Here is a 26,680-nt window from a genome sequence, read left to right as displayed (position 1 = left end):
GCTGAAATGGCCGCTGTAATCAGTGCCGGCGTTCGACGATATACCGCGCCAAGTCACGCAGTGGCTCGGCCGCCGCGTCGAAAGGTCGCAGGGCGTCCAGGGCCTGGTCGCGCAGTTCCAAGGCATAAACCTTGGCCGATTCCAGCCCGAGCAGCGCAGGATACGTCGGTTTGTCCCGTGCGATATCAGCGCCTTGGCGTTTGCCCAGGGTGGCGGTGTCACTTTCTACGTCGAGAATGTCGTCCTGCACCTGGAACGCCAGGCCGACGGCCAGCGCGTAGGTCTTCAGCGCCGCCAATTGAGGGGCTTCGGCCCGCCCACTGGCCAGGGCGCCCAAGTGCACGGCGGCTTCGATCAAGGCGCCGGTCTTGTGCCGGTGCATGTATTCCAAAGCGTGTTGATCAAGCTTCTGGCCTACCGAACCGAGGTCGATAGCTTGGCCTCCGACCATACCGGCGGGGCCTGCAGCCACGGCCAGGGCGGTCACCATACGCAGACGGATGTCGGCGTTGACGCTGCTCAGCGCCGGGTCCAGCAGTGCGCTGAACGCCAGGCTTTGCAGGCCGTCACCGGCGAGGATCGCGCAGGCTTCATCAAACGCTTTGTGGGTGGTCGGCTGGCCGCGACGCAAATCGTCGTCGTCCATCGCCGGCAAATCGTCATGCACCAACGAATAGGCGTGAATCAACTCCACCGCACACGCCGCGCCATTCGCCTGTTCGGCCGGCGCGCCCAAGGCTTCACAGGCCGCATAGGCCAGCAAGGGGCGCACGCGCTTGCCGCCATTCATCACGCTGTAGCGCATGGCTTCGTAAAGACGCTTGAGTTCGGGGCTTGGCGCAACAAACAAGGGTTCCAACGCCGCATTGACCCGGGCTTGGCTACTGGCCTGATACGCGTCGATCATTCGGGCTGTTCCGCATCGAAAGGCTCTTCGGCCAACTCCCCGTCACGTTCCAGCAATACCTGGACCTTCTGTTCCGCCTGCGCCAAAGCACTCTGGCAGTCACGGGTCAGGCCGATGCCTTGCTCAAACGCTGTCAACGAGTCTTCCAGCGACAACTCGCCGTTCTCCAGACGCTCGACCAGGGTTTGCAGGTCGGCGAGGGATTGTTCGAAATCGAGTGCAACTTTTTTGCGGGCCATGGCGGCTATTCCGGTAGACGGTAAACCGGCGCGACACTAGCAGACATGGGGATTCTGGGCAAATGAGCGGGGGAGGATGCCGTGGTGTGTGAGCCGAGTAAGCGGATTATTCGGCTCATGAGCCGTCAGGTTCTCTGCGCTACTGACAAACACTGTCCTTGTGCATCCTTCAGCTGTGCCTCAAATGCCAACAATCCCATGTGCATCTTCTGCAATTCGGCAATCTGCACGGCCAGTTCCTGTTTTTTGCCAGCGATAGCCTGGTCCGCTCGGTCCCAGGGCAACGCATCGCCTTGATGGCCTCGGAGAATGTCCTGCAACTCCTTGAGCTTGAAGCCCAGTTGCTGCGCGCACTTGATAAACATCAGCAACTGAACGCTTTGCTCCGAATAGACCCGGTACTGGCCCTGACGCTGCGGCGTAGGTAATAGCCCGATCGCCTCATAGTGACGAATTGCCTTGATGGTCGTGCCCGACAACTGCGCGGCTTTGCCGATGTACATGAAAATTCCCTTTTCCCAATAAAGCGCCGGTTTGTTTCAGCCACCTGGCCCGCTGCGCTGCAGTAGAGCCCAGTACCGGCCCGAACAGCAACGTCTTGGTCGGCTTGATGCCACACAACCCCAGCGTGGTCTTGCGCATCTGATGGATGGCTGGCATGCGATAGAACCAGCGGTAGTACCACGCAGGGGTGTCCAGGGTCACCAATAGGTGCGCGCTCCGGCCTTTCAACAGTTTGTCAGGGAATGCCTTGCCAGCACGGTATTTGAAGGCAAAGCCGGGCAGGAAAGTTCGGTCGATAAAACCTTTCATCAAGGCAGGGACGCCGCCCCACCAGATCGGGAAAATGAACGTCAGATGGGTGGCCCAAAGGATGTCAGCTTGTACGCTGAGCAGGTCGGGTTCCAAGGCTTGGATCTCGGAGTAGCCGTTGTGCAAGACAGGGTCGAAAGCCAGGTCGCCCAAGCGTAGGACGCGCACCTCATGGCCGGCGTCTTTTGCGGCGTGGACGTACGTTTCGGCCAGGGCTGAACAAAAGCTGGTGGCGGAGGGGTGCCCGAGGATAACCAGGGTGCGCGGGGTCATGGGAAAGGTCCTGAACATGGCCTTTCAGGGTAAGGGTTACCGTATAGGGGAGAGTCAAGCGTGGGGCGGCAATACGCCGATCTGCAATGGCCAGCAGGGCGTTTCTGTAACCGTTGAAAGGCCCTTCCTGAACCGTTCCTGGCCCCTTGTGACAGCACATGCCCCTGACTAGCCTGCCTTAAAACACAAGAGTGCAACGGCATGAGCGAAACCGCTATCGGCTTGACCCAACCGCCTGCGGGTTACAGCGACTGGCTGACTGACCTGAAAGGCCGCATCCATTCGGCGCAACAGCGCGCAACGCTGGCGGTAAACCGAGAACTCGTGCTGCTCTACTGGCAGATCGGCCAGGACATTTTGACCCGTCAGGCTGAGCAGGGCTGGGGCAGTAAAGTGATTGATCGTCTTGCCCAGGATTTGCGTGCGGCCTTTCCCAAAATGAAGGGTTTTTCACCGCGTAATCTTAAATACATGCGTGCTTTCGCGCAGGCATGGCCAAGCTCGGAATTTGTGCAACAGGCTGCTGCACAATTGCCCTGGGGTCATAATGTGGTGTTGCTGGACAAACTCCCCGGCCCCGAAACCCGCCGCTGGTACATCGCCCAGGCGATAGCACACAACTGGTCGCGCAACACGTTGGTCATGCAGATCGAAAGCCGATTGCTGGAGCGCAGTGGCAAGGCCGTCAGCAATTTCGACAGCCATCTGCCCAAACCTCAATCCGATTTAGCGCGCGAATCGCTGAAAGACCCTTACCGTTTTGATTTCCTCAGCCTGGGCTTGGACGCGCAGGAGCGCGACATAGAAAACGCCTTGATCAAACACGTCACTGACTTTCTGTTGGAGCTGGGCGCGGGTTTTGCCTTCGTCGGCCAGCAAGTGCTGCTCGACGTTGGGGGCGATGAATTCTTTGTTGACCTGTTGTTCTATCACCTGAAGCTGCGCTGCTACGTGGTGATCGAACTGAAAGCGGGCAAGTTCAAACCCGAGCATCTGGGGCAGTTGAGCTTTTATCTTGCGGCCGTCGATGCCCAGCTCAAACACCCGCAAGACGGACCAACGATTGGCCTGCTGCTGTGCAAGAGCAAGAACGAAGTCGTCGCCGAATATGCATTGCGCGACAACAACCGACCGATGGGTGTGGCTGAATATCAACTGGTTGAGTCGCTGCCCGCGGAGCTGCAGACGGTTTTGCCTAGCATTGAGCAGATCGAGCGCGAGCTGGCGAATTAGAGTGCGTGATAGGCCAAATACGGGTGGGGACGTTGTTTTAGCGAATAAAAAAAGCCTGCTTTTCAGGGCAGGCTTGTGTTGAGTGAAACGGTTGGCTTAGTCCTTACGCGCCGTCAGCGCCGAGTAACCATTCATCAAGTTGCGGTAGTTCGGAATACGCTGGGACAACAGATTGCCCAGGCCTTCGATATCGTTGCGCCAGTCGCGATGCAGCTCACAGGCCACCGAGAACCAGTTCATCATCTGCGCACCGGCTTGGGTCATCCGGCTCCACGCCGCCTGCTGCACTGTGGTGTTGAACGTGCCCGAGGCATCAGTCACCACAAACACATCAAAGCCTTCCGCCAGTGCCGACAAGGTTGGGAACGCGACGCACACATCCGTGACCACGCCGGCAATGATGATCTGCTTGCGGCCGGTGGCCTTGATCGCCTTGACGAAGTCTTCGTTGTCCCATGCATTGATCTGGCCAGGGCGAGCGATGTACGGCGCGTCCGGGAACATTTCTTTCAGCTCCGGCACCAGCGGGCCGTTGGGGCCTTGCTCGAAGCTGGTGGTGAGGATGGTCGGCAGGTTGAAGAACTTGGCCAGGTCCGCCAAGGCGAGCACGTTGTTCTTGAACTCGTTAGGGGAGAAGTCTTGCACCAGGGAGATCAGGCCGGTCTGGTGGTCGACCAGCAGCACTACGGCGTCGTCTTTGTTCAAGCGGTTGTAGGTTGGCGTGCTCATGGTTGAATCCTTTTTTGTTTAAGTGGGTTTGGCGTTGCGTTCAACATGGGCACAGATTAATGGGGGGGTGACGGGGGATAAATCGGCTGCGGTGTGTCTGACTGTCAACCTTTAAGAGACAATCTAAAGATGGGTATTTTTTGCCCATTGGGCGTCGGCGCGAAGGTCACCTCAAGCCTTTGCCCGATATGCAGCTGTTGCCTGTCCTCGCACTCGATGACGGACAACATTGTCGGTCCCTCGTCGAGCGTTACGTAGGCGATGCAATACGCTTCATCGTCTCGCCCGCTGTAGCTGAAGCTGTACAAGGTGGCGTTGCCGCTGGCGACGATCCAGTCGGTGGCCGCACTGCCGGTAAAAGGGCTGTGGTCGCGGGGGTAGAAAAAGGCCTTGCCAGTGTCGAGGCAGCGGCGCAGCAGCAGTTGCTCCCGGTTGGCCGCTTCCCAGAACGGTGCGCTTTCGGGGGTGATGTGCGGTGATGTCAGGTGCATATCAGAGTCGCTCCAGAATGAGAGTAGCGCTGCCATGCCTTGAGCCCAGCAATCCACCGGTGCCGTGGGCCAGGGCCAGCGCGCAGTCAGGCCGTTGCACCGCTGGGTGTGCCTCGCCACGTAACTGACGCACGGCCTCTATCAGCCTGGCCATGCCGCCGCGATTGCCGGGGTGGTTGTTGCACAGCCCACCACCGTCGGTATTGATCGCCAACGGGCCCACGCCGCTGATCAACTTACCGTCGGCAACGAAAGCGCCGCCCTCGCCGGGGGGGCAGAAGCCGAGGTTTTCCAGCTGGATCAATACGGTGATGGTGAAGCTGTCGTACAGCGAGGCGTAGCGGATGTCACTGGGTTTGAGCCGTGCCTCGGCGAATGCATCGGCGCCAGACTTCACCGCGCCCGAAGCCAGCAGGTCGAAGTAGCCGCCGTTCAGATGACTGATTGAGTAACCTGCACCGATGGGTGTAATCAGCGGCCGCTTGAGTGCCCGTGCAATGGCCGGATGAACCACCACCAACGCGCCACCGCCGTCGCTGATCACACAACAATCCAAGCGTCGCAATGGGGCGGCGATCAGCGGTGAGTTCAGCACATCGTCCACCGTCACTATGTTGCGCAACATCGCCAGGGGGTTGTGCTGGGCATGGTGCGACGCTGCGACTTTGATCCAGGCCAGTTGCTCGGCGGTGGTACCGTGCTCGTACTGATGGCGCATCGCGCACATCGCGTACAGGTTGGTCACGGCGGCGCCGTAGGGCATTTCAAAGGGGCCCTCGCAGGTGGTTTGGGGCTGATCGAGGTGGTTGGCGTCCGGCCGTTGGCGCCTGGCACGCGGGCGTCCGGCTTGGGTGATCAGGGCAACGGTGCAGCGCCCGTCGGCAATCGCGCGCGTAGCCTGGGCGACATGATGCAGGTAGGACGAACCCCAACTTTCTGTGGTCTCCAAGTGCCGAGGATGAATGCCCAGGTACTCGACCATGGAAAAAGGCCCCACGCCCGGTGCATCCCAACCGGGTACGTCGCCGGCGCAAAAGTAGCCGTCCACATCGCTGAGGCTCAACCCTGCATCCGCTAGGGCGCCGCGGGCCACGTCCGCGTGCAATTGCGCGAGGGAGCGGTCCACCGCATGCCGTGTGGGATGTTCATAGGCACCGACGATAAAGGCTTTGCCCTTCATGGTTGACGACTCCGGCGGGCGTACTCGATGAAAAACGCCAGCGCCTGCGGATCGCGCATGGCGCTGAGGTTGGCGACGTTTTGCGGGTCGTGTCCCATCAGGATTCGGCGCACCGGCACTTCCATTTTTTTACCGGTCAGCGTCAGGGGAATCAGCGGCACCGCGAGGATCTGGTCCGGTACATGCCGGGGCGTGCACGCCTGGCGCAGGCATTCACGCACGCGCTGCTGCAAGGCGTCGTCCAGCACCGCGCCATTACGCAGTTGGACAAACAGCGGCATGAAAAAACCGCCTTCGGGCAGGTCCAGATTCACGATCAGCGCATCGTCGATTTCTGCGATGGGCTCCAATGCCCGGTAGATTTCTGCCGTACCGATCCGCACCCCAAAGCGGTTCAGCGTGGCGTCCGAACGCCCCAGCACCTGGCAACCGCCGCGGGCATTGAGCAAGAAAAAATCCCCATGGCGCCACACCCCTGGCCAGGGGTGGAAATAGCTTTCGCGGTAGCGCTCGCCCCCAGTGTCATCCCAAAAGTACACCGGCATTGACGGTATGGGCGACGTCACCACCAGCTCGCCAACCTGTTCAACCACCGCCTGACCATTTTCATCAAACGCATAAACCGCCACACCCAGGGCGCGCGCCTGGATCTCACCGGCATACACCGGCAGCGTCGGCACGCCGCTTACCAGCCCCGTGCAAATGTCCGTGCCCCCGCTGCCTGTGGTCACCCAGATATCCGTTTTGAGGTTGCGGTAAAACCAGGCATTGCATTGCGGCGAAACCGGCGAGCCCACCGGCATCACGGTGCGCAGCGCGCCCAGTTCAAAGCGCTCACGGGGCACTACGTCGTAGCGTTTCATCAACTCGATATAGGTGGGGCTGGTGCCGAAAAAGCTGGCGCGGCTGTCCTGCACGATCTGCCACAGCGTATCGATGTTCGGCCAGGTCGGATGGCCGTCATAGAGCACTGGCCGTACTCCGCAGAGCAGGGCGCTGAACAAGGTGTTCCACATCATCCAGCCGGTGGTGGTGAAGATGAATGCTGCATCACCGGGGCGAAAATCCAGGTGTAGATGCAGTGCCTTCAGCTGCTCCAGAAGTATCCCGCCATGGCTGTGTACGATGGCTTTGGGCAAGCCAGTCGTGCCGGAAGAAAACAGCACCCATAACGGATGATCGAAGGGCAATTGTTCGCAGTGGAAATCGGCTGCGGGCACGGTAGGACGCAAGAGCAAGGCGCGCCAGTCGATGGCGTTGGCAAACGTCAGCGGTTCATCGGGAAACAGCGCTGGCAGCACGATGACGTGCTCGATACTGCCCAGCTCGCGGGCAATGTGCCGGACCTGTTCGCGTCGATCAAACGCCTTACCGCCATAGCGATAACCGTCTACCGCCAATAGCACCTTTGGCGACAATTGCCGCACCCGGTCCAGCACGCCCTGCGCACCGAAATCCGGCGAGCAACTGGCCCAGACCGCGCCGATGGCTGCACATGCACACAGCGCAATCATCGCCTCGGGAACATTTGGCAAATAAGCCACCACTCGATCACCCGGCACCACTCCCACTTCCCGTAGGTAGGTCGCCAGGGTGCGAACCTGACGGGCGAAGTCACTCCATGGCAGGCCTTGCAAGGCAGCCGTTTCACTCTGGTAGAGCAGCGCGTCGCCTTCGCGTTCATTGCGCAGAATGTGTTCGGCAAAATTCAGTCGCGCGCCGGGAAACCAGTGCGCACCGGGCATCGCACGGTCACCCAGCACTGCCTGGTGAGGGCTGCTGGCCTGAATGTGAAAATGATCCCAGATCGATTGCCAGAACGCCTCCGGCTTATCGGCGGACCACTGCCATAACCCGTGGTAATCGGCGAATCTGAGCTGGCGTTCGTGCTTCAGCCAATTCAGGTAATGAGTGAGGCGGGCGTGTTGAAGAAGCTCAGGGGAGGGCTGCCAGAGCAATTGCCCCTGGGCCACGTCGTTGAATGCAGTCGCCACGATAAAAGACCTCTGACGTTGTTGTTATTCGGGTCATGGGGTGCTCTTGCGTGGCGGACTGTAGCGATAAATTGTACGTCGTACAATTAGTGGCGTGTCTGGTTTTGCTGTGCGAATTTTCAGCGGCGGGCAGCCAGGGTTTCCAGGCCGCAGAGGAGGGTGTCGACGTAGAACGTGAAGCTCTCATCCAGCGCGGCGTGCACGCCATTTTGCCAGCGCAGGCTGAAACCGCGATTGCTCAGTTGGTCCATATTCTGCGCGAGAGTGGGGTGCTGTTCTGCGTCGACGGCCCTCAGCTTCTCCTGCACTTGGCATTGCCATGCCTCGGTGTTATCCGGCAATGGCGCGTACTCCAGCGTCGTGAAACCGGCAAGCGCAGCGATAAACGTATTGTAGGCGGCGGCCAGGGAAGGGCCGCTGAAACCCGCTTGTTGCAGTGCTGCCAACACACCCTCGACCAACGTGAAGTCGGTGCTGGCGTTGGACACCAATTGCGAGCCCAACAACGGCGCGATGTTCGGATGCTGGTGCACGGCATCATGGCAGTTGACCATCGCCGCACGCAGGTAGTCCTGCCAGCGCTCCTGAGGCGCTGGCGCAACGTGTTCCAGGACTTTGGCCAGCACTTCACTCAACAACAACTCGCGTGATGAGACGTACCAATAGATGGCCGTCGGGTACACACCCAGGCTGCTGGCCAGGTTGCGCAGGCTGCATTTGTCCAGGCCTTCGCGATCGATCAGCGTCAGGGCGGCGGTGATGATCGCGTCTTTGTTCAGTGGGCTCTTTGCATCTTCGCCAGCGGTTTTTTTACGCCTGCCTCGTGGGTTTGCGGTTTTGCTGGTCATTATTGTGGGTTCCGGTTGGGCGACGGCGAAAGGATAGCGGCTCACCGATTCGCTGTCGCTCTTGCGCAATAGCCGTCAATCCCCTCCGTAGCGCTCGACGAACGCTTGCGTGGCCGTGACCAGTCGGCTCAGCTCGCGGTCAGTCAGCGGCAAACTCAGCGCAAACAACCCGCGCCGCGCGCTGTAGATCCCACATTCGAGCAGGTGAAAAAAGAACAGGTCGCGCAGGTCGTTTCGCTCCGTTGGAATATCTGAAGGACGACGAATCGGTAAGCCCGTGGGATGCAGATTCATCACCGATCCTTGCCCGGTAAATTGCATCGGCATGGGCGCCAGCACCTCATTGAGCTGGCCGCGCAACCTGTCGCCACGGGCATTCAGTTCCAACGCTGCTTCGCGGGTGTACACCTGCTCCAGTCCGGCGATGCCCGCCGCCATGGTCAGCACATTGTTATTGAACGTGCCCGCATGGGACAGGCATCCATGGCGCGGGTCAAACTGCGCGAGGATGTCCCGCCGCCCACCGAGCGCGCCGCACGGCATGCCACCGCCGAGGTATTTGCCCAGCGTGATCAGGTCCGGGGTGATGCCGAGCTTTTCCTGCAGGCCGCCGGGGGCCAGGCGCGAGGTCATCACCTCATCGAAGATCAGCAGCGTGCCATGGGCGTGGCTCCTTCTGCGCAACCCTTCGAGAAAACCCGGCTCGGCACAGATACACCCGCCCGCACCCAGCATCGGCTCCACCAGGATGGCCGCAATGTCGACATGCTCATGCAACAAACGCTCGACGCTGTCCAGGTCGTTGTAGTCGGCCAAGTAGACCCGATGCGGCACATTCATCGCCGTGCTTGTCCCGGCAAAACTCAACACACCGCCGTGATAACCGCCGTTGAACGCGATGACTGCGCTGCGCCCGGTGTAGGCCTTCGCCGCCGCCAGCGCGAGAAGATTCGCCTCGGTGCCGGAGTTGGTAAACCGCACCTGCTCGATGCAGCCGAAGCGCTCCACAATCAGCGTCGCCAGCCGCGCCTCACATTCCGTATGGGCGCTCAGGTTCAGCCCATTCGCCATCGCCTTTGTCAGCGCATGGGTGATCACCGGATGGGAGTGTCCATACAGCGCTGCCGTGTATTCCGCGAGAAAATCGACGTAGCGGTGCCCATCCAGATCATCGAGAAAACACCCGTTGCCGCCTGTCATCACCAACGGAAACGGCTCATAAAACAGCACCGAGCGCGTGTTGCCGCCGGGCATCACCTGCGCGGCCCACTCCAGCTGGCGCGCACTCTTGGGATTGGCCCGGATGTACCGTTGAATGCAACGCTCCAACTCAAGCTTGCCAGGCATCACTCACCCCCTTCGACGCAGTACGTTTCGGATACACCAGCATCAATAAGCCAAACCACGCCGCCGCCACGTAAAACGCCGCGCGCGTTTCCGGGTCGCGGATCACCAACACCGTCAGCACGCCCAGGTAACCCAGCACCAGCACGCTGCTGACCTTGGGCCAGGGCAGGCGGTAATCCACTTCTGCCAGCTCGCTGCGCTGCACCTTACGGCGATAGGCCATATGCGCGGTGATGATCACCATCCACACCCAAATCAACAGGCCCAGGATTCCCGTGATCAACAGGCTGAAAATGCTCTCCGGGATCAAATAATTCAGCAGCACCCCCACTAGCAAAATGGCGGTCGACACCATCAAGCAACGGGCCGGCACCTGTTGCGCGCTCAACACCTGTAACTGACGCGGCGCCTGCCTGATATGCGACAGTGCAAACAACATGCGGCTGGTGGCAAACAGTCCGGTATTACACGAGGACGCCAACGCGCTGATCACCACGAAATTGATAAATCCGGCCGCCACACCCAGCCCAATACTGTCGAACACCATCACAAACGGGCTTTGCGAGGTGTCGATCTGGTTCCACGGGTACAGCGCCATGATCACAGCGGTCGACCCCAGGTAAAAAATCGCCATGCGCCACAGGATACTATTGATCGCTCGTGGCAAGGTGCGCTGCGGCTCCGCTGTTTCCGCCGCCACCAAACCAATCACCTCGACCCCGGCAAAGGTAAACGCGGCGACAGGCACCGCGAACCAGAAGCCATGCCAGCCATTCGGAAAAAACCCACCGTGCTGCCAGAGATTCGCGACTGAGGGTGTCGTCTGCGCAGACGTCTCCAACCCAAACAACAAAATCACCAACCCCGCCCCAATCAGCCCGACAATCGTCAACACCTTGATCAACGCCAGCCAGAACTCCACCTCACCAAACGTCTTCACCGCAAACAGATTGATCACCATCAACACGCCGACAGTGACCAACGCGGGAATCCACTGCGGCAACTCCGGGTACCAATACTTCATCAACAAACCAATCCCGGTCACCTCCAGCACCCCGACCAGAATCCAGATCATCCAATACGACCACCCCGTGATAAACGCCACCCGCGGCCCCAAAAACTCCTCCGCGTACGTTGCAAACGACCCACTGCTGGGTCGATACAACGACAACTCCCCCAGCGCCCGCGCAATCAGATAAACCATCCCTCCACACAACGCATACGCCAGCAACAGCGCCGGCCCCGCCGTGGCAATCGCCTTGCCCGACCCCAAAAACAACCCGGCCCCGATAATGCCGCCGATAGCGATCAACATGACGTGGCGCTCCTTGAGCGATCGCGCCAAGCCATGGTTGGAAGAGTGAAGCGGTGTTGTAGACATCAGCATTCCCCAGGCTGCATTACGCAGCAGTGGTTGAGGGCGAGCCCGGCTTGAACCGGTTTTATTGTACGCTGTGCAATAAGCAGGTTTTGGGCCAGCGGCGAGGGGAGTCGGGGAATTGGCGTTTAAACGGTTCATTTAGATATGCGTGTAGGACGTTTCATTTGATGTTTATGCGATGGGGGTAAGGTTGCAGGGTGTCACCTGGGAACACAGGTGGGTGGGGGGAACACGGGAGTGAGTGGGAAGTGATCTTCAAAGGCCAGCAGGGCTGATCTTTGTTACGTGCAGGACGTTTCCTAGGGAGCGCCTATCGCTCGTCGACGCTTTTTGATGGCCGAAAAACGTAACGCAAAAATCTCACGCGTGAGCTCTTGAGCATGGTCGAGATTGCCTGTAGTGTTTCTCACGCGTGAGTTTTTCACAACGAGGTCAGTACCATGAAAAGCAGCTCTCCATCGAGCCCGCCGGCTGGGCCCGATACAGATTCAGCAAGCCGCAAGGGAGAGCGCTTGAAATCGCCTGCGAAAAAGCCGTCGAGCTTTTATATGAAGCAGATGCGCGCGGGCCTGGCGGCCGCCGGTTATGTGAAACACGAGACTTGGGTGCTTCCCGAAAATCGAAGCCTGCTCAAGCAGATGGAGAAACAGCTTCGCCAGCCGATTCTGGCTGGCTCATTCATGTCGGAGAATTACATGAGCGCAGGTACCAACTGGAACATCGATCGCCTCTTCAGTGCACTTCAGGCCCTGGATGACGTGGTTTCCAACGACATTACGCTTTCTCTGGTTCAAGGCTCCGAGTCCAGCATCAAGCTGGAAATGAACGACTTCGGTGGCCTGCCGATTTACATCGCGGTGGTCGGCGAGCAGATCATCGTCGACACCGTTCTGGTCGACGTCGAGTCCATCAACGACGTACCTGCCTTCAATGACGCCGTGCTGCGCAGCCGGGAGATGTTCCCGCTGTCCTCGATCGGCATCGAATCCATGCCGAACGGGCAAGTTATTTACAACATGTTCGGCGCGTTGAGCTCCGACTCCAGCTTGACGAACATCGTGACCGAGGTAAAAACCCTCGTCGATAACGTGCAGCGCGCGAGCGAAGCCTTTGAACGCTTCTTCAACTAATCAGTAGGGAATATCCAATGACTCAGTCCATCTGGAGCAAATTGTTCACCGCGCTGCGTGGCGGTGCCAACGAAGTCGGCGAATCGATTGTCGATCAACAAGCCCTGCGCATCCTCGACCAGGAAATTCGCGACGCCGACAGCGCGCTGGCTAACGCCAAGCGTGAGCTGGTCAGCATCATGGCCAAGCACAAACTGGCGAATGATCGCGTCGGCGAGTACAACGCCAAGATCAAGGACCTGGAGTCCAAGGCGATGGCCGCTATCCAGGCCAACCGTGAAGACCTGGCGCTGGAAGTGGCCGAGGCCATTTCGACCCTGACCAACGAACTGGATGTCGAGCAAAAGCAGGCCGCCGAGTTCGGTGGGTACGCTGAAAGCATGCGCAAGGACATCACCAAGGCTGAAAGCCGGATTAAAAGCCTGCGTCAGCAAGTGGACATGGCCAAGGCGCGCGACAGCGTACAGAAGGCCCAGGTCAGCGCGTCCATCGCCAGTGGCGGTGCCAACGGCAAGCTGGAAACCGCCGTCGGTACGCTGAATCGCTTGCAAGCCAAGCAGCAGCAACGCGCCGCTGAGCTGCAAGCCCAGGACGAACTGGCTGACGCCTCGACGGGTACCGACCTGGAGCGCAAATTGCGCGACGCCGGCATCACGCCGAACGAAGGCAGCGCCAATGCGATTCTGGAACGTCTGAAGCAAAAGTCGGCCGAGTAAGCAACGCGGCAACAGGAAGGGCATGGTCTGCCCTTCCTTTTTTATATCGAGGTCAGGATGGATGCCCTGAAGGGTTTCAAGATAATTGCAGGCCTCGCCCTCTTGATGGTCGCGCTGCAACTACTCAATGCAGCCACCGGTTACAGCCTGATGGCATTCGGCCTGGTCCCAAGAACGCTGTACGGGCTGCCGGGCATTCTTACCTCACCCTTTTTGCACGCGTCCTTTGCTCACCTGAGTGCGAACCTGATCGCCTTTTTGATACTGGGCACCCTGGTCATCCTCGAAGGTTTCAATCGGTTCATCAGCGTCAGCGCGATCATTATCCTGCTGGGCGGCTTGTTGGTCTGGCTGTTCGGTTTTGCAGGCGTACACGTGGGTGCCAGCGGCTGGGTATTCGGGCTGTTGGCCTACCTCCTGTCTCGCGCCTGGTTTCATCGGAGCTGGAGCAACCTGATAATCGCCGGCGTTGTCGCTCTGCTGTATGGCGGGCTGATTTTTGGCTTCCTGCCGCGTCAGGGGGTGTCCTTCGAAGGTCACCTGTTTGGTGCGTTCGCTGGATTTATTGCAGCCAAGGTACTTCTCTCTGCGCCGCGCAGCAGGTTTAATGCGCGGTGAACGCACTTGAGCCTCCAGACGCCGAGGCGCTGACCTCATCCGGAATCAAGTACCCAGGGAATCAGGGACAACATGTCGATTTTTCTATTGCTGCGCCTGTACGCGTCCTCCCTCTTTCACCGCTTCGGCTGGGCAGGTCTGGTCATTGCCCTGGGCGTCCACCTGAGCACGGCTTATCTGGGCCTGGTGTTTCTGGGCGAACAGCACCTCACCGCTCCCGCCACGTTTATTTACTTCTATCTCACCACCACACTCACCGTCGGCTACGGCGATCTCGCGCCGCAGACCTCGGCGGGACGAATTTTCGTGGCCACCTGGGTCATGCTCGGGGGCATTGCGCTGTTGACGGCAGCCATCGGCAAAACCACCAGCAGTGTCATCGATGCATGGAGAAAAGGCATGAAGGGCAAAGGCGATTTCACGGGCAAGGTCGACCATACGGTGCTCATTGGCTGGGAAGGCGCATCCAGCGAGCGGGTCATTGAGTTGTTGCTGCAAGACGAAACCTCGAACGACAACCTGATCGTCATCTGCGATTGCACCCTCGAAGAAAACCCGATGCCCGGCAAAGCGGCATTCATCCGCGGCGAAAGCCTGTCCTCCACCGCGTTACTGCTGCGTGCAGGCGTGCCCGGTGCCGAGCGTGTGCTGGTGCGAACCTCGTCTGACGACTTGACGCTGGCCACTGTGCTGGCGGTGAATCAATTGAATCCTGTGGGGCATGTGGTCGCGCACTTCAACGAAAGTGAAATTGCCGCACTCGCCAGCTCCTACGCCCCCAGCCTGGAATGCACCTCCAGCATGGCGATTGAGATGTTGGTGCGCGCCTCCCAGGATCCGGGCTCGTCAGTGGTCATTAATGAGCTGCTGTGCGTGGGCCAAGGCGCCACCCAATACCTGATGAAATTGCCCGAGGCCTTTGAAGCAACGTTCGGCGACCTGTACGCGCAGATGAAGGAACACCACAACGCCACCCTCATCGGCTACCGCGCCAAAGGTGCCCAACAACCGTCGATCAACCCGCCCAGCGCCACGCGCGTTGAAGGCGGCGAACTCTTTTACATCGCCTCTACACGCCTCAAGGAAATCTCCAATGGGATGGCTTAAACAGTTGATGGGGCTTGAGGCCCCGAACGCGAATACCGCGTCGAACCGCACAGCCAGCGTAGCCCTGCCGACCACTGGCCCGCTGGGCCTGGCGCCGGGTAAAGGTGTGATCTTCGACGCAACCCTGCGATTGTTGCTCGATGATAAAACCAGCGTGGTCATCCCCGGTTCCCAGGAAATCTGGAGCAACGGCACCGTGGACCTCGGGCAGTCGACCTGGCTGTCGCGCTATTACATGAACGACGAAGATTACTGGCTGCAGGTGCACACTACGGGTGACATCGCCGGGCAGGTCGAGTCGGTGATCCTGTTCAACTACCTGAGTTACGTCACCCTCAGCAGTGAGGCGGAACTGCGTCGGCTGGCAGGTCCACAGAGCCTGATCGGGCTGGCGACCTACACGCACAACGGCGTCGAATACAGCCGCGTGTGGGGCAGCGAAGAGGGCCAGACAGAATTAGTGGCAATGAGCGAGCAGGTGATCAATCCGGAGAGTGCCTACACCGTCGAGCACCGTTCGATGTTGTACGCCCGCGATACCGGCCTGACCGATCGCCGGGAGTTCCTGCTGTTTTCCGTTGAAGAAGACGCTGAAGGCACCGTCAGCCTGAGCACCTCGCTGGGCATTTCGCTGTACACAACCGACCTGAATACGCTCTGAAAAAAGGAAGAAATCCATGCTAGAAGCTCTGTCCATCTCGCTGAATAAACCCGCCGTGTTCGGGTTTGTCACCTACATCCTGGGTGCCGCCGTGCTGTTCGCGCTGTTCCAGTTCATCTACACCCGCGTCACCCCGCACAAGGAATTCGAACTGATCCGTGCGGGCAACGTATCGGCTGCGGTCGCGCTGGGCGGTGCCATCATCGGTTTCGCGATTCCGGCCAGCAATGTGATTGCCTTCTCGATCAGCCTCCTCGACTTTGTCGTTTGGGCCGTGATCGCCGCCCTCGTCCAACTGTTGGCGTTTCTGGTGACCAGCCTGGTACTCAAAGGCACTTCCGAACGCATCAAAAAAGGTGAACTCGCGGCCGGTATCTACGTGGCAGCCGTGGCCATCAGCGTCGGCATGTTGAATGCCGCCTGCATGACGCCTTCCCAGAACTGATTGCGCACGGAGCTCCCGATGAAACGAAGCAAGTACGTCCAGCTTTCGCTGGCAGCGTCGGTCGCCATGGCGATATCCGGCTGTGGGCCGACGGAAAAAACCTACGAGTTGCAGAAGAAGTACAACTTCCAGTCTGTTCAGCAGTGCGCCGATGAAAAGCTACCGGTGGACGTCTGCTCGGACGCCTACATGAAGGCCATGGTCGAGCACCGCCGCATTGCTCCGGTGTACGACAGCCAGGCCGACTGCGACGCCGACTTTGTCGCCGACTGGTGCCAGCAAGACTCCACCGGCAAGTTCATCCCCAAGCTGGGCGGTTTCGAACTGACCGCCGAAGGCCAGGTCACACAATCCCAGGTTGACGCGGCCAAGGCGCAAGCGGGCGAGTCGCAAGCGAGCGGCGGCTCAGGCTTCTCCACCAGCAGCCTGCTGACGGGGTTGCTGATCGGCAACATGCTGAGCAACAACCGCAACAGCTACCGCTCCGAGCCGGTGTATCGCTACCGCGACGATCGCGGCAGTTATGGTTCCTCGACGCTGAGTCAGCGAGCCTCCAGCGGGGCGACATTCGGCCGCTCGAATCAGGCACGGTACGGCAGCAGCAATTACTCGAACACGCTGCGCTCCTCCAGCGCGTCCAGTGCCGTATCGTCGGCCACCTCCCGTGGCGGCTTCGGCAGCAAGGCCAGCGCACGCAGCGGCTGGGGCGGCGGCGGGTCGAGCAGTTAAGGAAACCGGGCCATGAAGAAGATCCATTGCGCAGAGCGTCATGACTGGAAACAGACCGCCGACAGCCTCGGCTTCCTGTTCCACACCATCGACGACGAACCCTACTGGGACGAGCGCGCGTACTACCAGTTCACGCTCAAGCAAATCGAGCAAGACCTCGAAGACCCGACCACCGAGATCCATGACATGTGCATGGACCTCGTGGCCCGCGTGGTCCATAGCGAGGAACTGCTGGACCGCCTGAGCATCCCCGCGCCGTTCTACGACATTATTCGAACCTCATGGCTCGAAGGTCACCCACACCTGTACGGGCGCATGGACTTCTCCTACAACGGCACCGGGCCCGCCAAGCTGCTCGAACTCAACTACGACACCCCCACCAGCCTGTACGAAGCGGCGGCGTTCCAGTGGGGCTGGCTGGAACAATGCATCGAACGCGGCCTGCTGCCCAAGCACGCCGATCAGTTCAACAGCATCGACACCAAACTGCACCAGGCCTTCGCCCAATTGCAGATCAACCAACCTTTCTACTTCGCCTCGATGAAAGACTCGATCGAAGACAAAGGCACCACCGACTACCTGCGCCTTGTCGCGGAAAAAGTCGGCATCGAATCACGCCACATCGACATCGAAGACATCGGCCTGACAGCCGAAGGCCGCTTCGTCGACCTCGAAGACCGCTGGATCCCCCACCTGTTCAAACTGCACGCCTGGGAATTCATCTTCCACGAGCCCTTCGGCTCGGCGATTGCCCAGAGTGATACGCAGTTTTTCGAGCCGGCCTGGAAGTCCATTATTTCCAACAAAGGCATCCTGCCGCTGTTGTGGGAATTCAATAAAGGGCATCCGAATTTGCTGGCGTCCCACCTGGATACCGACCCGGGTAAAGCCGTGCCAAAGGGCTGGGTGCGCAAGCCGTTCTTCTCGCGGGAAGGGGCCAACATCGAGCTGCAAACGGCGGACGGGCTGATTGTGAAGGAGGATGGCCCCTATACGGATGCGCCGTTCATTCTTCAAGAGTTTGCGCCGCTGCCGAAGTTTGGGGACAGCTATACGTTGATTGGGTCTTGGGTGATTGGTGATCAGGCGGCGGGGATTGGGGTGCGCGAGGATAATAGTTTGATTACCAAGGATTCGAGTCGGTTTTTGCCGCATTTGATATTGGATTGAGGCCCGAGCTTAAAGGGCCAGCAGGGTTGATCTCTTTCATTTGCAGGACGTTTCCGAGAGAATCCCAAGTGCATTGCGCCAGCGAAATTCCGCGACTAGGCTGCGGATCGTCACTGCCTATTCAGTGATCGGGTTTAGTCGCCCAGACCTCGCTAGGCGCACGCGCCATCCCAAAGACAGGTGTCTTCTCGCCTGCACTTTATGGTGGCTGTGCGCAGGGCACCTTCGGGTGCGCCGGTGCCTAGCGGCCGGTCGACTAACCTGCGTACAGCCGCCACCTCTGCTCGTTTAGTCGCGAAAGGACGGTGGTATTCACTTACTGCTAGGAGTTTTGCTATGGATAACGTTTGTTCGGATTCGCCATCATCGGGCGCGACTCACCCATTTACCGTTAATGAAGAACTGAGCTTTGAGGATGCCTGGGTGCGTGTGGCTGAGTTACTGCAGTGTGCAGTGGCCACGTCGCAGGCGCTTGGTGAACCGCTGGGTGCGCCGCATAGAGCGGTGATGCATTTGGTGGAGATGGCGAAGATGGTAGCGGATCGGGCGGTGGAGTGTATGCAGCCGAGGTGATGTGACATTCGCATTTGGTCAGTAAGGAGCTGACCAGATGCCTTACTGGCCCGCATGTTTACTTTCCGCGCTCATGTCGCCATTTGCCGGTTTTTGCGACACGTCTAGTCTTCATGGCGTTATTGGCGACCTATCAACTCAACCCGTTTCAATTGTGCAGCAGCCTGCTGCCCAATTGCGCTTGCCGCCGGAACGGCACGCGACGGTGGTAGAGTCACGAACAACCATCGAATCAAGGATGCAGTAATTGCCCATAAAAACGGATGTTTGGACCGTCGGTAATGCACCGAGCAAGCTCCCTTTGAGCCGATTGATCAGTGAGCAATTGCTTGAAAATATGATCCTCAACTCGCCAGGCATTCTCTCGGACGAATGGATGATCATTGGTAAGCAAGAAAAAACCAGCTCAGGTGGGCGCATTGACCTGCTGGCGATCGATCCAGATGGATACTTGGTGCTGGTTGAGCTTAAACGCGACCGTACTCCTCGGGACGTTGTCGCCCAGACGCTCGATTACGCCGCTTGGGTTCAAGGCTTGCAGCCAAATGAGATCGGTGCGATCTATGAGCGGTTCAAGCCTGGAAATACACTCTATGCTGACTTTTTAGCTCGCTTTGGACGTGTTTTGAACGATGATGAGCTAAATCAAAGTCATCAACTGGTCATTGTTGCGACCGAGTTAGATGCCAGCAGCGAGCGGATTGTTGAATACCTCAGCAAGCGAGATATTCCGATCAACGTGCTCTGCTTTCAAATTTTCCAAATGGGTGAGCAGCAGCTATTGAGTCGGTCTTGGCTGCTCGATCCCGTTCAGACACAAGTGAATGCGGTATCGGCGAGCGAGGGGCATAGTGAGCCTTGGAATGGTGAGTTCTACTGCTCGTTCGGGGACTCGACTTCGCGTTCATGGGAGGATGCCAGGGAGTTTGGTTTTGTCTCGGGCGGCGGCGGAGAATGGTATAGCAGAACTTTGCAGCTGCTCTCTCCAGGTGATCGTGTCTGGGTGAACATTCCGCAACAAGGTTACGTGGGCGTTGGCAGGGTGCGCGGAAAGTCGACTCCTGCGAGCGAGTTCACTGTGATCGTGAACGGTGAGGAGAGGCCCGTGCTTGAGGTTGCCAAGCGTGCAAATTATCACGCTGAGTTTGTGGAAGACCCGGAACGGTGTGATTACTTTGTGTCGGTTGAGTGGTTGGAAACCGTGCCCGTGAGTCAGGCTGTGCGGGAGACTGGGATGTTTGGCAATCAGAATACGATTTGTAGGCCGCGAACGCAGAAGTGGCGGTGGACGATTGAGCAGTTGAAGGAAAGATTTACAGACTTTGACCGTGTGGTAGTGACCATGCTTTAACGGTGTTAGCGGGTGGTAATGGTTGCGCAAAAGCCAGGCCATTAGCATACGCGGCGTTTACTAGCAAAATAGAGTGCTGCTAAGCACAGAGTATGCGCCTATGTGCCTATGGGCATTTACTGGGCTGTGCGATAGGCACAGAATTTTCGGACTGCTGGATGTATCCACAGTTCGCCGGTTTGGTGTACCTTGGTCGACGAATTTTGCGACTACGTCCGTTATTTCGACTCAACGATAAAACGTAGACGCATGCGCTCTAGGGCGCAGAGTTAAGAAATCCTCGCCTTCCAGAGGACCTCCCCACATAGAGAGACGTTTACGGCATACGCCGGCTTACTCTCGCTTGGGGAGGCTGGACATCGGCGGGGGGGGGACTTGAGGGCGCGCTGGCCGCTTTTGGTGCAGGGCGGTAGCTCGGAAGATAAGAAATCTGATGCGTGACAAAGTGAATAACATTTTTGAGAAGGATGGGGACGATATTCGAGTCCTATCGTTATTTTCCGGATGTGGTGGAATGGACTTCGGTATCGAAGCTGCCGGCGGCCACATAGTTTTTGCAAATGATATCCTGAAAGATGCATGCAAAACTCTGGAAAAGTACTTTCCTAATACCGACGTGGTGAATGGCGATATATCGCAAATTCTTGCGTTTCCTAGTGCGGATGTTGTTGTTGGTGGATATCCGTGCCAGTCTTTTTCTATGGCTGGGAACAGAGACCCTAAAAAAGATGAGCGCACAAACCTTTACAAACAATTTTTACGAGTAATTAGTTTAGTACGGCCTAAGTATTTTGTGGCGGAAAATGTTTCTGGATTAAAACAGTTGGGTGCTGGTAGCTTTTTGGAGGAACAGGAGACCGCCTATAGACAGGAAGGTTACGTTGTTAGCCATCATCTTATTAATGCAAAAGCATATGGCGTTCCCCAGTCACGCAAACGTTTAATCATCGTTGGTGTTAGAGAGGACCTAAATCAAGTTTTTGAATTTCCTCCAGAAACTCATGGGAAAGCCACAAAAAAAAATCCAAATTTGAAACCCTTCACTTCTCATGGAGATGCGATTTTAGATCTTCCTTTGTGGCCTGAGGGAGAGTTTTATGAGCGTCCTCATGATCCCGAGGGGCATTTTTCATGGTACTTTATGTCTCGCAATCGTAAAGCTAAGTGGAGTGAGCCTGCGTATACCGTAGTTGCAAACTCGAGGCATATTACTTTGCATCCTGCTAGCCCCGTCATGAAGCTAACCTGGTCAAATTTAGCGGATGGATGGAAGCAGCGTTGGGACTTTTCAGATGAGTATGAGCATCTGGCTGATGACCCTTCTCGACCTATTCTTGAACAGCCTAGAAGACTTTCATGGAGAGAGTGTTCTCGAATTCAGACATTTGGTCTAAATTTTGAACCGGTGGGTGATACTGATTCGAAATTTACCCAGATAGGAAATGCTGTTCCACCAATGCTTGCCGAAGCGATTTTTAGGCATCTTTTCACGGGGGCCGGTTTGAAGAGCACGGTGTAGTAGTTATCGCATATATATGCGGCGCTGATGTTATCCCGAACTCCTCAATATCAGCGACGACTTAGATTGCTCCAGAGCTAATAGGAACACAACTGTGCAAAACGTCGCTCATCAGCTTGTAAGTAAAGTTATTTCTGCTTCTGAAGCTGCGAGCAACGAGGCTCAGTTAAGGCACGAGCTGGAAAGTGCCTTGAAAATTGCATGTGAAGCTAAAGGGATTCCGTGGACCCCTTTTCAGTTGGAAAGAGCTCTCAAAGAAACGGGGAAGTCCACCAAGTTTGCCGATGTTGCTCACGGAGCCGTGGTCATTGAATATGAACCACCGAAATCTTTTGCTGGGCGTTTCAATAGCAAAGCAAAACATGCTCGCTCTCAAGCGGAGGAATATGCTGTTCTAATTTCTGCGGAGGAGGGGCGAGTTTTAGAAGAGTACGTCTTGGTGATCTGGGATGGCCTCCATATTAACTTCGGTAGATTTGAAGGCGGCGCTCCGCATTGGGATCGCGTAATAGATTTTGATATTAACGCAGCAAATTGTTTATTGGCATTTCTTGAGCGAGATGGCCGTCCGTTAGTTCACCCTCAGCTTTTACAAACTTTGGTTGGGCCGGATTCTGATTATGGTGTTTCTTTAATTCCTGCACTTTATGAAAGTGTGTGTCGTGCAGAATCTATTTCTCGTACATCAAAAACGAATATGTTGTTTACCGAGTGGCGTAGGCTGTTTAGCCAAGTGGTTGGTTTTCAGCCTGCGAATATGAAGGCCTTGCTTGCTCGTCAGGAAATATCTCATGATCAACCTTATGAGGAAAACCCAGCAGCCTATCTTTTTGCTTTAAATACGTACATTGCAATAATAGCAAAGGTCGTTACCGCGTGTACTCTTCCCTCCCCAAGTCAAAATGTTTTAGATTCTTCCGTTCCAGTATTTGATCGGTTGCGAGTTATTGAAACTGGTGAGCTCTTCGAACATTCAGGTATTTTGAATATGCTGAGTGGGGATTTTTTTGATTGGTATTTGGATGATTGTGCTTGGCCTCGATTTAGCTCTAGTTTGGAGGCTTTACTGGGAGCCCTTGCCGGCGTTGATTTTACGATAGCTAAAAAAAATCCGAATACCACTAGAGATTTGTTTAAGGGAATATACGAGCGTTTTATTCCTCGAGAGGTTCGCCATGCACTAGGAGAGTTTTACACTCCTGACTGGCTTGCCGAACACGGGATGGATCTTGTTCAGTGGGGCATTGGAGACTCTTTGACAGATCCAACATGTGGTTCAGGTACCTTCTTGCTCGAAGCTTTGCGCCGTCGTTTGTTGCAAACGGACGGAAGGAACACTGCTCACTCATTGCTTAATGGACTGCACGGTATCGACCTTAATCCTTTGGCAGTGCTGGCTGCTAAGGGTTCACTAGCTATTTTTCTTTCTCCGTTCCTGGATCCTTCTGATCCAATACGCTTACCAGTTTACTTGGCAGATGCCATCAACCCGGCCCGAGTGAGCAGCGGGCTATTTCCCAGCTACAGCTACATCATGCAAACCGAGGTCGGACCAAAAGAGTTTTCCGTACCGGAAAACATGATTCGGCATGAAGACTTTTTCAAGATATTTACGAAAATCAGAGGGTTGATAGATGCAGACGTCTCTGCTGCTGGAATAAAAAGCGCAGTTCGATCTGACCTTAATAGCATGAGATTAGATGGACATGATATTCAAACGGTAGAGGCTACTATCGAAAACTTGGTCTCGCTTCATGATCAAGGGTGGAACGGTATTTGGTGCGCAATACTTGCAGATCGATTTGCCGCCGGAGCTATTCCTCCGTCGAGCCACGTTTGTGGCAACCCTCCTTGGGTAAAGTGGAGTAATCTTCCGAAAGAGTATGCTAAGGCAATTCAAGCGCAATGCAAACAACTTGGTGTTTTTAGTAAAGATAAATGGGTCGGCGGGATTGAGGCGGATATTTCAACGGTAGTGACTTATCAAGCCATTTATCATTATTTGGCGCCGTTAGGTCGACTAGGTTTTTTCTTGCCGGGATCTGTTTTTACTACACCTTCAAGTGCAGGGTTTCGGAAGTTTTCGGTTGGGCCTGATAAGCTAAGTTGTAAAGTGCTACTAGTTGAAGATTTCGATGCGATAAGTCCATTTGATGGTGTGACTAATATGCCTCGCTTTTTGGTTTTACAACGAGATGCGCAAACCGTTTTTCCCGTACCCTATCGTATTTGGACTGCAGCAGAGGGCTTAGCTTCAACGCTACGGAGGTCGAAAACGGCTCAAGATTTTCGGCAGGCTGCAAATCAGATTAATCACACGGCTGTACCTGTGCCAGGTGACGAAGGCGGAGGGCCCTGGTTAATTGGATCTGATGAAGAGCAGGCGGTGTTTGCAAAGGTATTTGCTGGCGCTGAGCGTTTGTACACAGCTCGTAAAGGAGTAACGGCAGATCGCAACGGGGTTTTTTGGGTCTACGAGAGGGCAAGGATAAATTACTCTGTAGTAAAAATACAAAATGCTGCCGCTATCGGGAAAACAAAAGGCATTCCCGAAGTCACAGCCTTGATAGAATCTGAGCACCTGTTTCCTCTTTTGAGAGGTAAAGGAGTGAAAGCATTTTGTGCTATTCCGGACGAAAAATTACGGATCATTGTTCCTCAGCGTGGTATGCATGGTGACCCAGACCTCAAAACCAATGCGCGCCTGACGTATAGGTTTTTAAGGCGGTTCGAAACTCAGCTTTTAGCTCGGGGTAGTTATAAAAAATTTCAAAAAAAAGAAGCTTTTTATTCTTTGTGGAATATGGGGGCTTATACGTTCTCGCCGTATAAGGTTCTGTGGCGGGAGATTGGTAGGGTATTTGCCGCAGCATATATCGGCAGTGCCAAAACAGAGTATGCAGGTGAGAAGCTAGTTATTCCAGATCATAAGCTTTATTTTATTCCCGTTGAAACAGAAGGTGAGGCTGCGTATTTAACTGGATTTTTGAATGCTCCTGTGATCTCAGGCACCATATCTGCCTACGCATCTAAGCTTAGCTTAGGTGTTAGTGTTACCAAATATATTAATATTCCTCTATATGATGAAAGCAATTTTCAGGTTAGAGCTATTCGCGACTTATCTCTCGAGATTACCAATAAGTCAGTGGGGGCTTCAAAATCTCAGTTACAGGCTCTTGATATATACGTTAAAAAATTGTTGAATTTTTAGGTTCTAATAACGAAATGTCCAACTATAGCTTACATACCTAATGTCCCGAGTGCTTAATTCATTAGCTTGTTTTTCGTCACGCTCAGCTTTGCCATATATACCGAGCTGATGATGGCCTCTGCCGTCTTGTTCCATTTGAACGGCTTGGCCAAATGCTCGTTGTGAGTCGTGATGAATTGGCGGATTGCGGCTTTCAGGTCAGTAACGCTGGTGAACACACCTCGATACAGCGCCCGTCTCTCTGTAAGCGATCCACCAAGCCACCAAGCACACCTACAATCAGGTACGGTTTCCGTTTACCGTGGCATTTCCGGTGAGCAGTTCCACGGTAACAACGCTTCGTAGTCTTCTGCCGTGGATGCATGCGGCAACCGCTCAAGTACGTGGCGCAGCCACGTATAGGGCTCCTGGCCGTTGACCTTGGCGGTCTCGACCAAGCTATAGATCTGCGCACTGGCGGTGGCGCCTTTGGGCGTATCGCTGAACAGCCATGCCTTGCGCCCTATGACAAACGGCTTTATTGCGCGCTCGGCTTTATTGTTGTCTATCGGTAAAAACCCAGCCTCCACGTAACGCTCCAGCCGGCTCCAGTTGCTGGCCAGATAATTAACGGCCTTGCCCAGCGCACTTTGCGGCGTCATTTGGGACTGGGTTTTCTCCAGCCAGCTTTTCAGTTGGGCAAGCACCGGTAAGCTCTGTTCCTGGCGACCGACAAAACGCTGATCACCCGTGACCTCTTTGAGTTCACGTTCGATTCCATACAGCTTGTTAATCATGGCCAGCGCGATATCGGTACGGCCCGTCTTGCCTTTGGGTTGCACTTTTTGCGCATCGACGAACTTGCGCCGCGCATGCGCCCAGCAGCCCAGACGCTCGACACCCGGTTGCGCACCCACGGCGTTATAGCCAGCGTAATCGTCGCTCATCAGGTAGCCACGATAATCGGCGAGCAGACGCAGTGGCACCTCCTGCGCGCGGCTGGTGGTGTAGTCAAAAAGAATAACTGGGCGCTCAGGCGGGCCGCTGGCCTGCACCCACATCCAGGACTGGCTGGCCGGGTCTCGATCCGGTTCCTTCAGCACTTGTACCCGCGTTTCATCGCAGTGGATCACCGGACTTTCCAGCAACCGGTCGCGCATCAGATTCAGCAGCGGCTGAAAGTGTTCGCAGCACTGGATCACCCAGCGCGCCAGGGTTTGGCGTGGGATGTCGACGCCGTGTCGGCCAAGGACTTTTTCGAACCGATACAGTGGCAGACCGTCGACGTATTTGGTGGTCAGCAGCATCGCCAGGACGCTGGGGCTGGCCATGCTTTTTTCGATCAATTGGGCCGGTTTGTCGGCGGTGATTGGCGTGGCTTCACAACCACGGCAGCCGTAGACCTTGCGGATGTGTTTGATCACCCGGATCTGCATCGGCACGATTTCAAGCTGTTCGCTGGTTTCTTCACCGATGGTGTGTTTGCGGCAGCCGCACGCGCAGGTCAGTTCATGTTCGGGCAGTTCGTGAATGACTTCGATGCGTGGTAGATCGGCTGACAGTGGTTTGCGTTTGCCTCGGCGTTGGGTCGGGGCAACGACTTCTTCGTCAGACTCATCGCAGACCGGAACCGCGAGACTTTCAGGTTCATTAAAGAGCGCGAGCTGTGGCGTCTGCGGATCGACGGTTTGTTCTGATTTACGCCCGAAAAAACGTTCACGCCATAGCCGGATCTGTTCTTTCAGATCAACAATCTGGTCTTTGTCCACCTGACGCTCACTGAGCATCTGCACAAGCATTTGCTTGAGCAGAACCGGATCATCGGGGAGGTCGTCGGGCATGGAAATCATGGCCCGGATTATACCCAATCAAGCGACGAATCGCGGCGTCAAAACCTGATGCGGACGGTTGCGCCAGAGATCAAAACCGTCGAGCAGCCAGTTCAGTTCCTGAACCGTCAGGACAATGGCTTCATCCGTATCGTCAGGGGACGTTTTGAATCGTTCGGATTCGAGGCGCTTGAGCCAAAGGCAGAA

The 26,680-nt window shown here is 56.3% G+C and carries 26 protein-coding genes and 1 pseudogene; 13 read left to right on the top strand and 14 right to left on the bottom strand.

The window, feature by feature from the left end; all coding sequences use genetic code 11:
- Nucleotides 1–19: 19 nt before the first annotated feature.
- The 4 genes from ispA to AACY30_RS23315 form a co-directional block, all read right to left on the bottom strand.
- Nucleotides 20–907, bottom strand: a complete 888-nt coding sequence (gene ispA / locus AACY30_RS23330) for a (2E,6E)-farnesyl diphosphate synthase (protein WP_339541191.1) — start codon at nt 905–907, stop codon at nt 20–22.
- On the bottom strand, nt 904–1,146 hold the full coding sequence (locus tag AACY30_RS23325; protein ID WP_003176346.1) for an exodeoxyribonuclease VII small subunit: 243 nt from the start codon (nt 1,144–1,146) through the stop codon (nt 904–906). The genes ispA and AACY30_RS23325 overlap by 4 nt, the downstream gene beginning before the upstream one ends.
- A 125-nt stretch (nt 1,147–1,271) precedes the next feature.
- Complete coding sequence (locus AACY30_RS23320) at nt 1,272–1,649, bottom strand: MerR family transcriptional regulator (RefSeq protein ID WP_339541190.1); 378 nt, start codon at nt 1,647–1,649, stop codon at nt 1,272–1,274.
- Nucleotides 1,588–2,232, bottom strand: a complete 645-nt coding sequence (locus AACY30_RS23315; RefSeq protein ID WP_339471668.1) for an NAD(P)H-dependent oxidoreductase — start codon at nt 2,230–2,232, stop codon at nt 1,588–1,590. The genes AACY30_RS23320 and AACY30_RS23315 overlap by 62 nt, the downstream gene beginning before the upstream one ends.
- Before the next feature lie 201 nt (nt 2,233–2,433).
- Here AACY30_RS23315 and AACY30_RS23310 point away from each other — a divergent pair, with 201 nt between their 5' ends.
- A complete protein-coding gene (locus tag AACY30_RS23310; RefSeq protein WP_339541189.1) occupies nt 2,434–3,465 on the top strand; it encodes a PDDEXK nuclease domain-containing protein in 1,032 nt (343 codons plus the stop codon).
- Nucleotides 3,466–3,561: 96 nt separating this feature from the next.
- Here the strand turns inward: AACY30_RS23310 and ycaC are convergent, their stop codons facing one another.
- From ycaC to AACY30_RS23275, 7 genes are all read right to left on the bottom strand, one after another.
- Complete coding sequence (gene ycaC / locus AACY30_RS23305) at nt 3,562–4,194, bottom strand: isochorismate family cysteine hydrolase YcaC (protein WP_049711340.1); 633 nt, start codon at nt 4,192–4,194, stop codon at nt 3,562–3,564.
- A gap of 104 nt (nt 4,195–4,298) precedes the next feature.
- A complete protein-coding gene (locus AACY30_RS23300) occupies nt 4,299–4,685 on the bottom strand; it encodes a Zn-ribbon domain-containing OB-fold protein (RefSeq protein ID WP_339471666.1) in 387 nt (128 codons plus the stop codon).
- 1 nt (nt 4,686) lies between these two features.
- Nucleotides 4,687–5,865, bottom strand: a complete 1,179-nt coding sequence (locus tag AACY30_RS23295; RefSeq protein WP_339471665.1) for a thiolase domain-containing protein — start codon at nt 5,863–5,865, stop codon at nt 4,687–4,689.
- Nucleotides 5,862–7,859, bottom strand: a complete 1,998-nt coding sequence (locus AACY30_RS23290; RefSeq protein WP_339541188.1) for an acetoacetate--CoA ligase — start codon at nt 7,857–7,859, stop codon at nt 5,862–5,864. The genes AACY30_RS23295 and AACY30_RS23290 overlap by 4 nt, the downstream gene beginning before the upstream one ends.
- 119 nt (nt 7,860–7,978) lie before the next feature.
- Nucleotides 7,979–8,707, bottom strand: a complete 729-nt coding sequence (locus AACY30_RS23285) for a TetR/AcrR family transcriptional regulator C-terminal domain-containing protein (RefSeq protein ID WP_339471662.1) — start codon at nt 8,705–8,707, stop codon at nt 7,979–7,981.
- A gap of 75 nt (nt 8,708–8,782) precedes the next feature.
- Nucleotides 8,783–10,054: an aspartate aminotransferase family protein gene (locus AACY30_RS23280; RefSeq protein ID WP_339541187.1), complete on the bottom strand. Its 1,272-nt coding sequence runs from the start codon at nt 10,052–10,054 to the stop codon at nt 8,783–8,785.
- The gene (locus AACY30_RS23275) at nt 10,038–11,369 is read right to left on the bottom strand and encodes an amino acid permease (RefSeq protein WP_339471660.1); all 1,332 of its coding nucleotides are present in this window, start codon (nt 11,367–11,369) and stop codon (nt 10,038–10,040) included. The genes AACY30_RS23280 and AACY30_RS23275 overlap by 17 nt, the downstream gene beginning before the upstream one ends.
- A 506-nt stretch (nt 11,370–11,875) precedes the next feature.
- Between AACY30_RS23275 and AACY30_RS23270 the strand changes: the two genes are divergently transcribed.
- The 12 genes from AACY30_RS23270 to AACY30_RS23215 all read left to right on the top strand — a co-directional run bounded on the left by AACY30_RS23270 (nt 11,876) and on the right by AACY30_RS23215 (nt 24,665).
- Nucleotides 11,876–12,565, top strand: a complete 690-nt coding sequence (locus AACY30_RS23270; protein WP_445261453.1) for a YjfI family protein — start codon at nt 11,876–11,878, stop codon at nt 12,563–12,565.
- Nucleotides 12,566–12,582: 17 nt separating this feature from the next.
- Nucleotides 12,583–13,281: a PspA/IM30 family protein gene (locus AACY30_RS23265; protein WP_065881133.1), complete on the top strand. Its 699-nt coding sequence runs from the start codon at nt 12,583–12,585 to the stop codon at nt 13,279–13,281.
- Between the two features lie 57 nt (nt 13,282–13,338).
- A complete protein-coding gene (locus AACY30_RS23260; protein ID WP_339541186.1) occupies nt 13,339–13,899 on the top strand; it encodes a rhomboid family intramembrane serine protease in 561 nt (186 codons plus the stop codon).
- A 72-nt stretch (nt 13,900–13,971) separates the two neighbouring features.
- Nucleotides 13,972–15,006, top strand: coding sequence for an ion channel (locus AACY30_RS23255; protein ID WP_339471658.1), 1,035 nt, complete (start codon nt 13,972–13,974; stop codon nt 15,004–15,006).
- Nucleotides 14,993–15,667 (top strand): DUF2491 family protein, encoded by a 675-nt coding sequence (locus AACY30_RS23250; RefSeq protein ID WP_339541185.1) that lies wholly within the window; start codon nt 14,993–14,995, stop codon nt 15,665–15,667. Before AACY30_RS23255 ends, AACY30_RS23250 begins: the two co-directional genes overlap by 14 nt.
- Nucleotides 15,668–15,683: 16 nt before the next feature.
- Nucleotides 15,684–16,112, top strand: coding sequence for a DUF350 domain-containing protein (locus AACY30_RS23245; RefSeq protein ID WP_065873700.1), 429 nt, complete (start codon nt 15,684–15,686; stop codon nt 16,110–16,112).
- Between the two features lie 18 nt (nt 16,113–16,130).
- Nucleotides 16,131–16,841 carry a DUF1190 domain-containing protein gene (locus tag AACY30_RS23240; RefSeq protein WP_339471656.1) on the top strand — a complete coding sequence of 237 codons (711 nt, stop codon included), beginning with the start codon at nt 16,131–16,133 and terminating at the stop codon, nt 16,839–16,841.
- A gap of 12 nt (nt 16,842–16,853) precedes the next feature.
- Nucleotides 16,854–18,011: a glutathionylspermidine synthase family protein gene (locus tag AACY30_RS23235; RefSeq protein WP_339541184.1), complete on the top strand. Its 1,158-nt coding sequence runs from the start codon at nt 16,854–16,856 to the stop codon at nt 18,009–18,011.
- A 336-nt stretch (nt 18,012–18,347) separates the two neighbouring features.
- Nucleotides 18,348–18,584, top strand: a complete 237-nt coding sequence (locus tag AACY30_RS23230) for a DUF6124 family protein (protein WP_339416958.1) — start codon at nt 18,348–18,350, stop codon at nt 18,582–18,584.
- Nucleotides 18,585–18,831: 247 nt separating this feature from the next.
- Nucleotides 18,832–19,935 carry a nuclease gene (locus AACY30_RS23225; protein ID WP_339541183.1) on the top strand — a complete coding sequence of 368 codons (1,104 nt, stop codon included), beginning with the start codon at nt 18,832–18,834 and terminating at the stop codon, nt 19,933–19,935.
- Between the two features lie 433 nt (nt 19,936–20,368).
- On the top strand, nt 20,369–21,454 hold the full coding sequence (locus tag AACY30_RS23220; protein WP_339541182.1) for a DNA cytosine methyltransferase: 1,086 nt from the start codon (nt 20,369–20,371) through the stop codon (nt 21,452–21,454).
- Between the two features lie 94 nt (nt 21,455–21,548).
- Nucleotides 21,549–24,665 (top strand): N-6 DNA methylase, encoded by a 3,117-nt coding sequence (locus AACY30_RS23215; protein ID WP_339541181.1) that lies wholly within the window; start codon nt 21,549–21,551, stop codon nt 24,663–24,665.
- A 53-nt stretch (nt 24,666–24,718) separates the two neighbouring features.
- Here the strand turns inward: AACY30_RS23215 and AACY30_RS23210 are convergent.
- The 3 genes and pseudogenes from AACY30_RS23210 to tnpB all read right to left on the bottom strand — a co-directional run.
- Nucleotides 24,719–24,907, bottom strand: a pseudogene (locus tag AACY30_RS23210) (IS630 family transposase); the annotation flags it as partial.
- A 54-nt stretch (nt 24,908–24,961) separates the two neighbouring features.
- Entirely contained in the window at nt 24,962–26,494 is a 1,533-nt protein-coding gene (tnpC, locus tag AACY30_RS23205) for an IS66 family transposase (RefSeq protein WP_339541180.1), read from the bottom strand.
- Between the two features lie 18 nt (nt 26,495–26,512).
- Nucleotides 26,513–26,680: IS66 family insertion sequence element accessory protein TnpB (gene tnpB, locus AACY30_RS23200; RefSeq protein ID WP_339541209.1), on the bottom strand; the 168-nt coding region annotated here is incomplete at its 5' end.

Origin of the sequence: Pseudomonas sp. RA_5y_Pfl1_P24 (genome assembly GCF_963970945.1) — a bacterium.
Taxonomy (GTDB): domain Bacteria; phylum Pseudomonadota; class Gammaproteobacteria; order Pseudomonadales; family Pseudomonadaceae; genus Aquipseudomonas; species Aquipseudomonas tritici.
Note: the sequence above shows the minus strand (reverse complement) of the source record. Positions and strands in the feature narration are given on the sequence as shown.

Bases quoted from the DNA above. Each gene is read 5' to 3' on its own strand.
- AACY30_RS23295 (WP_339471665.1), bottom strand. From the start codon at position 5,865: ATGAAGGGCAAAGCCTTTATCGTCGGTGCCTATGAACATCCCACACGG.
- AACY30_RS23240 (WP_339471656.1), top strand. From the start codon at position 16,131: ATGAAACGAAGCAAGTACGTCCAGCTTTCGCTGGCAGCGTCGGTCGCC.
- AACY30_RS23245 (WP_065873700.1), top strand. From the start codon at position 15,684: ATGCTAGAAGCTCTGTCCATCTCGCTGAATAAACCCGCCGTGTTCGGG.
- AACY30_RS23315 (WP_339471668.1), bottom strand. From the start codon at position 2,232: ATGACCCCGCGCACCCTGGTTATCCTCGGGCACCCCTCCGCCACCAGC.
- AACY30_RS23220 (WP_339541182.1), top strand. From the start codon at position 20,369: ATGCGTGACAAAGTGAATAACATTTTTGAGAAGGATGGGGACGATATT.
- ispA (WP_339541191.1), bottom strand. From the start codon at position 907: ATGATCGACGCGTATCAGGCCAGTAGCCAAGCCCGGGTCAATGCGGCG.
- AACY30_RS23235 (WP_339541184.1), top strand. From the start codon at position 16,854: ATGAAGAAGATCCATTGCGCAGAGCGTCATGACTGGAAACAGACCGCC.
- AACY30_RS23310 (WP_339541189.1), top strand. From the start codon at position 2,434: ATGAGCGAAACCGCTATCGGCTTGACCCAACCGCCTGCGGGTTACAGC.
- AACY30_RS23255 (WP_339471658.1), top strand. From the start codon at position 13,972: ATGTCGATTTTTCTATTGCTGCGCCTGTACGCGTCCTCCCTCTTTCAC.
- AACY30_RS23265 (WP_065881133.1), top strand. From the start codon at position 12,583: ATGACTCAGTCCATCTGGAGCAAATTGTTCACCGCGCTGCGTGGCGGT.
- AACY30_RS23320 (WP_339541190.1), bottom strand. From the start codon at position 1,649: ATGTACATCGGCAAAGCCGCGCAGTTGTCGGGCACGACCATCAAGGCA.
- AACY30_RS23285 (WP_339471662.1), bottom strand. From the start codon at position 8,707: ATGACCAGCAAAACCGCAAACCCACGAGGCAGGCGTAAAAAAACCGCT.
- AACY30_RS23250 (WP_339541185.1), top strand. From the start codon at position 14,993: ATGGGATGGCTTAAACAGTTGATGGGGCTTGAGGCCCCGAACGCGAAT.
- AACY30_RS23325 (WP_003176346.1), bottom strand. From the start codon at position 1,146: ATGGCCCGCAAAAAAGTTGCACTCGATTTCGAACAATCCCTCGCCGAC.
- AACY30_RS23260 (WP_339541186.1), top strand. From the start codon at position 13,339: ATGGATGCCCTGAAGGGTTTCAAGATAATTGCAGGCCTCGCCCTCTTG.
- AACY30_RS23300 (WP_339471666.1), bottom strand. From the start codon at position 4,685: ATGCACCTGACATCACCGCACATCACCCCCGAAAGCGCACCGTTCTGG.
- AACY30_RS23275 (WP_339471660.1), bottom strand. From the start codon at position 11,369: ATGTTGATCGCTATCGGCGGCATTATCGGGGCCGGGTTGTTTTTGGGG.
- AACY30_RS23280 (WP_339541187.1), bottom strand. From the start codon at position 10,054: ATGCCTGGCAAGCTTGAGTTGGAGCGTTGCATTCAACGGTACATCCGG.
- ycaC (WP_049711340.1), bottom strand. From the start codon at position 4,194: ATGAGCACGCCAACCTACAACCGCTTGAACAAAGACGACGCCGTAGTG.
- AACY30_RS23270 (WP_445261453.1), top strand. From the start codon at position 11,876: ATGAAAAGCAGCTCTCCATCGAGCCCGCCGGCTGGGCCCGATACAGAT.
- AACY30_RS23230 (WP_339416958.1), top strand. From the start codon at position 18,348: ATGGATAACGTTTGTTCGGATTCGCCATCATCGGGCGCGACTCACCCA.
- tnpC (WP_339541180.1), bottom strand. From the start codon at position 26,494: ATGATTTCCATGCCCGACGACCTCCCCGATGATCCGGTTCTGCTCAAG.